Source organism: Neoroseomonas rubea, assembly GCF_016106015.1.
Classification (GTDB): domain Bacteria; phylum Pseudomonadota; class Alphaproteobacteria; order Acetobacterales; family Acetobacteraceae; genus Neoroseomonas; species Neoroseomonas rubea.
On the sequence record NZ_JACADQ010000296.1, the window covers coordinates 1 to 5,379 of the forward strand.

The window sequence follows — 5,379 nt, forward strand, 5'->3', positions numbered from 1 at the left end:
CGCGCGCCCGACGCGGGAAGGGGAGGCGCTGCTGCCGCTCGCCCGCCGCGTCGCGGGCAACGCGGCGGATCTCGAGGCGCTCGCGCGCGAACTGCGCGCCGGGCGCAGCGCGCCGGTCGCCCTCGCCTGCGTGACCTCGGCGCTGTTCGACTTCCTGCCCCCGCTGGTGCGCGCGATGCAGGCGGCGCGGCCCGATGCGGCGATCGCGGTGCGGGAGATGGACACGGCCGACGCGCAGGAGGCGCTGCGGCGCGGGGAGGTGGACCTCGCCCTGCTGCGCGCGGACCGGGAGGTCGCACCGGTGCGGCTCCGCCCGCTCGGCGAGGACCGGCTCGTCGCCGCGCTGCCGGAAGGGCATCCGCTGCTGGTCGGACCGGACCCGCTGCCGCTCGCGCTCCTGGCCGAGGCGCCGATGCTGGTGCTGCCGCGCGCGATCAGCCCCGCCTATTCGGACGCGATGACGGCGGCTTGCCGTGCGGCGGGCTTCGCGCCGCATGCGGTGCGGGAAGTGGGCTCGGCCATGGCGCAGCTCGGCTTCGTCGCTGCAGGGCTTGGCGTCGCGCTGGTCTCGGAAGGGATGGCGCGGCTCGATCCGCCGGGCGTCGCCTTCCGGGTACTGGCGGGGCCGGTGCGCGGCGTCGGCGTGGCGCTGGCCTGGAATGCGGAGCGGGAGAGCGAGGCGGTGCGCCTCGCGCTCACCATCGCCGGGGAGGTCTGGCCGGAGGCGGCGCGCCCTGCCGCAGCGCCTCAGAACCGCTCGCCCGCAAAGGCGAAAAGGTAGGCCGCGGCGCCGAGCAGCGCCGCATAGGGCAGGGTGAGCGCCGCCAGCAGCCCCAGCATCAGCATCGCGCGCCGCGCCTGCCCCGCGCGGCGCAGCCGGAAGGCGTAGCCGAACAGCCCGCCCGCCGCAGCGAGCAGCGCTGCCTGGAGCAGGACGCGCTCCACGCCCCTACCATAGGTGAGCCAGCCCTCGAGCGCGGCGAGTGTCGCGACGCCGAGCACGGCGAGGCCAACGACGCCCGCGGCGACCAGCAGGCGCCAGACCATGCTTGCGCGCGATGCGTCGGTCATGCCCCGATGCTCCATCGCCGCCGCGTCGGCATCAAGGGCGCGCGGGCGTCGTCCCGCCGGGCCTTGCGCGGCTCGCGCGCCTGTCAGACCCGGCATCGTCCGGGGCGAGGATGGTGCCGCGGCGGAAGCCGGTGGCATAGTCGGATGGCATGCTCGTTCCTCCCGATCCCGGTGCGCGCTGGTCGAAAGCCATCCGCGTGGCTGCCGGCCCGACTTTCCAGGGCGCCGCGATAAGGGGATGTTAGCGGGCATGTCACGTTTCGTCGGGCAAGGACGAGGCGTGTTGCCGATCGCAGATAAGGATGCCCCGCATGTCCGACGCCGCCCCCTTCGATGCCGTGATCCGCGGCGACATCGTCCTGTCGGACCGCGTGCTGCGGGACGGCTACGTCGCGATCCGCGGGGAGACGATCGCCGCGATCGGCGAGGGGGTAAGCCCGCCCGCCAAGGCGTCGATGGACCATTCCGGGAAGTACGTGCTGCCGGGCCTGGTGGACGGGCACATGCACACCTCATCCTCGCGCGGCTGGCCGGGCATCCGGGGCGCGTCCATGTCGGCGGCGGCGGGTGGTGTCACCACCTGCGTCGACATGCCCTATGACGTCCCGCGGCCGGTGACCGACGCCTCGATCCTCGCGGAGAAGGTCGAGCATGTGAACCGCCTGTCGCATGTCGACATGGCGCTGTACGGCACCATCACCAAGACGGGCGGCATCGATGCCATCGCGGGGCTGGCCGAAGCGGGCGTCTGCTCCTTCAAGCTCTCGACCTATGAGTACGACGCGGTGCGCTTCCCGCGCATCGACCACCCGACCATGGTCGCCGCCTTCCGGGAGATCGCGAAGACCGGCCTGATGGTCGCCGTGCACAATGAGGACCAGGAGATCGTGGTCCGGCTGACCGAGGAAGCGAAGGCCGCGGGCAACACCAGCCCGATCTGGCATTGCCGCACCCGCCCGCCGCTGTGCGAGACCATGGCGGACCTGGAAATCTTCGAGATCGGGCTCGAGACGGGCGCGCACGTGCACATCGCCCATTCCTCGCTCGCGCGCGGCTTCGAGATCGCCGAGGTGTTCCGCAACATGGGCGGCAAGGCGTCCGGCGAGGCCTGCATCCAGTACCTGTGCATGACGGAGGAGGACATCGTCCGGCTGGAAGGCTTCGGGAAATGCAACCCGCCCTTCCGCACGGCCGAGGAAGTGGCCCGCGTGTGGGATTCGCTGGCGGCGGGCAAGGTCGCCTATGTCTCGACCGACCACGCGCCCTGGCCGCGCGACCGCAAGACCTATACCGGGGACATCTTCACCGTGGGCGCGGGGCTGACGGGCATGCAGTCCTTCGCGCCGCTGATGTACACGCTGCTGTCGGAACGCTCCCTGCCGGTGACGATGATGGCGCGCTACTGCGCCGAGCGGCCGGCGAAGTTCCACGGGCTGTTCCCGCGCAAGGGCGCGATCCGCATCGGCGCGGATGCCGATTTCCTGGTGCTGGAGACCGGGGAATTCACCTTCGACGCGGCCGATATCCAGGACGAGGAGGATGCGCGCTGGTCGCCCTATGACGGGCGGCGGATGGCCGCGCGGGTGGCCGCGACCTATCTGCGCGGGGCGTGCATCTGGGACGGGAAGCAGGTGCTGGCGAAGCCGGGCACGGGGCGCTTCGTGCCGCGGCAGCACAACGGGACCTATGTCGGGGAAGAATAGCCAGCGCCCGCCGCGCCACTGATCATGGTCTCGACCGCGTATGTGCCCGCACGGGGCGCCCGTCCTGCTGGTGGGCACGGACGGATACGGGGCCTTCGGCGCCCTCGTCTTCGTTCAGCATCTGCGTCCACGCGGCGCGGCGGTGCGCGGCTTCGACGCCGGGATCGGGCCTGGTCATCTCCAGTCTGCGATGTGGCGCGGGCGCGCCGGGTCAGTAGTTCTCCGGACCGACAAGCCACTGAAACGATGGGGGAAGGCGATGCAGCGGTCGGCACCCCGACACTGTCTCGCCACGCTCCTGGATGCGGAGCTCTATCCGGCACGACGTGGGACGACGACGGTCGGCGTCGAAATCGATGCGCCGCGTTTCGCCGCCCGCTGCGTCGCGCAGCCGGAGGTGACCCGAGCTGAGGAGGCGAAAGAGGTAGGTTTGCGCGTCGAGGGACGATCCGGGCTCGCCGGCCCGCGCGAGGATGCGCTCCGTTCGCGGCGGTGGCGGGTGCCAGTTCCAGCCTTCGAGGGCGAGGCCCTCGATGAGGAAGTCGCGCCCGGTCTCGTTGACGACGCCTATTTCCGCATATCCGTAGCCGACATCGTTGGCCTGTTCCGCGTGGCGGAAGTATCGCCGGTCACCTGCCGCGAAGGTCCGATCGATCCAGACCCAGGCATCCCAGGCCAGGTTCGCGATTGCGATGAGGAAAACCCCTCGCAGTGCCCAGCGTGTCATCCAGCGCAGGATGCGACGAAATCGACCCGGAGCGCGGTTGGTGGATGCCGGAGGTTGCATGTCTGCCGCTGATTGCGACTTCGTACTGGAAAATTTTCCTGACGTCAAGAGTATTGCGTTCCCTCGCGCTCCGCCGTCAGTAGCGCCAGCGATTGCACGCGAAGCGATGCATCGAAGTGCGGCAGACTAGGGAGCCATTCGTGGCGAAAGCATCTTCAGTCGTCCCTGAATGGTTGCGGAGCAGGACGATCCTTCGTGACAGGTTGCGCCGCATTTCAGCGGCGAGCCTGGGACCTCGGCGGTGCGAGGGGCGCCATGTCGGGCGGAGGTAGCCAGCGCCCGCCGCGCCACTGGATCAAGCGCCCGCCGCGGCCCTCGCGCGTCGGCCATGCGCCGCCGCCGCGGCAAAAGCCCGGCTTCGGCCCGGCAGCAATGGCGGTCGGCGCGGGGGTGCTGGTCGGGCTGCTCGGCGCGAGCCTTGCGGCGCAGGCCGGGCTGCGCGAAGGCCTGCCCGGGCTGATCGCCGGCGGCGGCTTCTGCCTCGCTTCCATTCTCGTCTGGCGGGCCTTCGGCGGCACGCTCCAGGATGTCAGGGACCTTTTCAAATGAGCCGTATCCTCCGCATCGCCGGCGCCCAGATGGGCGGCAACCAGAAGGCGGACAGCCGCCGGCAGATCCTCGACCGCATGATCGCGCTGCTGGAACGGGCGGCGGGGCAGGGGGCGAAGCTGGTCGTCTTCCCCGAACTGCCCTTCACCACCTTCTTCCCGCGCTGGCTGATCGAGAGCACGCAGGAACTCGACACCTATTTCGAGCGGGAATTGCCGGGGCCGCAGACCCAGCCGCTGTTCGACCGGGCGCGGGAACTCGGCGTCGGCATGTATGTCGGCTACGCGGAACTCACGCCGCAGGGCCGGCGCTACAACAGCGCGGTCACGGTCGGGCCGGACGGCGCGATCCTGGGCAAGTACCGGAAGATCCACCTGCCGGGCACGGTGGAACCCCGCATCGGCGACCGCTTCCAGCAGCTGGAAAAGCGCTACTTCGAGTATGGCGACCTCGGCTTCCCCGCCTTCCGCGGGCCGGAAGCCTGGGGCAGCCCGGTCGCGGGCATGCTGATCTGCAACGACCGGCGCTGGCCGGAAGGCTGGCGCGTCTATGGGCTGCAGGGCGTGGAACTCATGCTGATCGGCTACAATTCCGCCGCCTACGACCCGATGGGCGGCACGACGGAAAGTGCTGATCTCCGCACCTTCCACTCCACGCTGGCGGTGCAGGCCAATGCCTACATGAACGCGACCTGGGCGGTCAGCGTGGCGAAGGCGGGCGACGAGGACGGATCCGGTCTGATCGGCGGCAGCGTGATCGTGAACCCGAACGGGATCGCCGTGGCGCAGGCGACGACGCTGGGCGACGAGGTCATCGTCGCCGATGCCGATTTCGACGCCTGCCGGCAGGGCAAGGAGAAGATGTTCAACTTCGCCGCCCATCGCCGGCCGCAATGGTACCGGCCGATCATCGACCAGGTGGGCGCCGTGCCGCCGGCCTGACATGCATCGGGCGCGGCTTGCCGCGCCCGGGGGCGGCGCCCAAACTCCCCGGCAAGCAAGGCTGGAGGGGATACGGGCCATGGACGGCATCCTGACGGGAAGCTCGACCGAGACGGCGGCGCGCGACTGGCTCGCGGCCTTCGCCGGCGCGCTCGAGGGCGGCGATGCCGGGCGCCTCGCCGCGCTGTTCGCCGCCGAATGCCATTGGCGCGACCTGCTCGCCTTCGAGTGGGACCTGCATACCGTCTCGGGCGCGGATGCGATCGCGGCGCGGCTGCTCGCGCGCCGGGCGGCGACCGCGCCGCGCGGGCTCGCGCTCGCCACCGGC

6 protein-coding genes and 1 pseudogene are annotated in these 5,379 nt (G+C 70.9%); 5 read left to right on the top strand and 2 right to left on the bottom strand.

Going from position 1 to position 5,379, the window contains the following annotated elements:
* The coding region (locus tag HW577_RS19995) for a LysR family substrate-binding domain-containing protein (RefSeq protein WP_198377890.1) at positions 1-781 on the top strand (781 nt) is incomplete at its 5' end.
* On the opposite strand, the gene HW577_RS20000 is transcribed toward HW577_RS19995, so the two are convergent.
* Complete coding sequence (locus HW577_RS20000; protein WP_198377891.1) at positions 748-1,071, bottom strand: hypothetical protein; 324 nt, start codon at positions 1,069-1,071, stop codon at positions 748-750. The genes HW577_RS19995 and HW577_RS20000 overlap by 34 nt on opposite strands.
* A 311-nt stretch (positions 1,072-1,382) precedes the next feature.
* On the opposite strand from HW577_RS20000, the gene HW577_RS20005 reads away from it, so the two are divergent.
* A complete protein-coding gene (locus HW577_RS20005; RefSeq protein ID WP_198377892.1) occupies positions 1,383-2,774 on the top strand; it encodes a dihydroorotase in 1,392 nt (463 codons plus the stop codon).
* 211 nt (positions 2,775-2,985) lie between these two features.
* On the opposite strand, the gene HW577_RS20010 is transcribed toward HW577_RS20005, so the two are convergent.
* Complete coding sequence (locus tag HW577_RS20010) at positions 2,986-3,501, bottom strand: hypothetical protein (protein WP_198377893.1); 516 nt, start codon at positions 3,499-3,501, stop codon at positions 2,986-2,988.
* A gap of 315 nt (positions 3,502-3,816) precedes the next feature.
* Here HW577_RS20010 and HW577_RS20015 point away from each other — a divergent pair, with 315 nt between their 5' ends.
* The 3 genes and pseudogenes from HW577_RS20015 to HW577_RS20025 form a co-directional block, all read left to right on the top strand.
* Positions 3,817-4,110, top strand: a complete 294-nt coding sequence (locus tag HW577_RS20015) for a hypothetical protein (protein WP_198377894.1) — start codon at positions 3,817-3,819, stop codon at positions 4,108-4,110.
* Positions 4,107-5,051, top strand: a complete 945-nt coding sequence (locus tag HW577_RS20020) for an N-carbamoyl-D-amino-acid hydrolase (RefSeq protein ID WP_198377895.1) — start codon at positions 4,107-4,109, stop codon at positions 5,049-5,051. The genes HW577_RS20015 and HW577_RS20020 overlap by 4 nt, the downstream gene beginning before the upstream one ends.
* Before the next feature lie 79 nt (positions 5,052-5,130).
* Positions 5,131-5,379, top strand: a pseudogene (locus HW577_RS20025) (hypothetical protein); the annotation flags it as partial.

Excerpts from the sequence above, each read along its gene's own strand:
- HW577_RS20000 (WP_198377891.1), bottom strand. The coding sequence starts at position 1,071 with ATGACCGACGCATCGCGCGCAAGCATGGTCTGGCGCCTGCTGGTCGCC.
- HW577_RS20005 (WP_198377892.1), top strand. The coding sequence starts at position 1,383 with ATGTCCGACGCCGCCCCCTTCGATGCCGTGATCCGCGGCGACATCGTC.
- HW577_RS20010 (WP_198377893.1), bottom strand. The coding sequence starts at position 3,501 with ATGACACGCTGGGCACTGCGAGGGGTTTTCCTCATCGCAATCGCGAAC.
- HW577_RS20015 (WP_198377894.1), top strand. The coding sequence starts at position 3,817 with ATGTCGGGCGGAGGTAGCCAGCGCCCGCCGCGCCACTGGATCAAGCGC.
- HW577_RS20020 (WP_198377895.1), top strand. The coding sequence starts at position 4,107 with ATGAGCCGTATCCTCCGCATCGCCGGCGCCCAGATGGGCGGCAACCAG.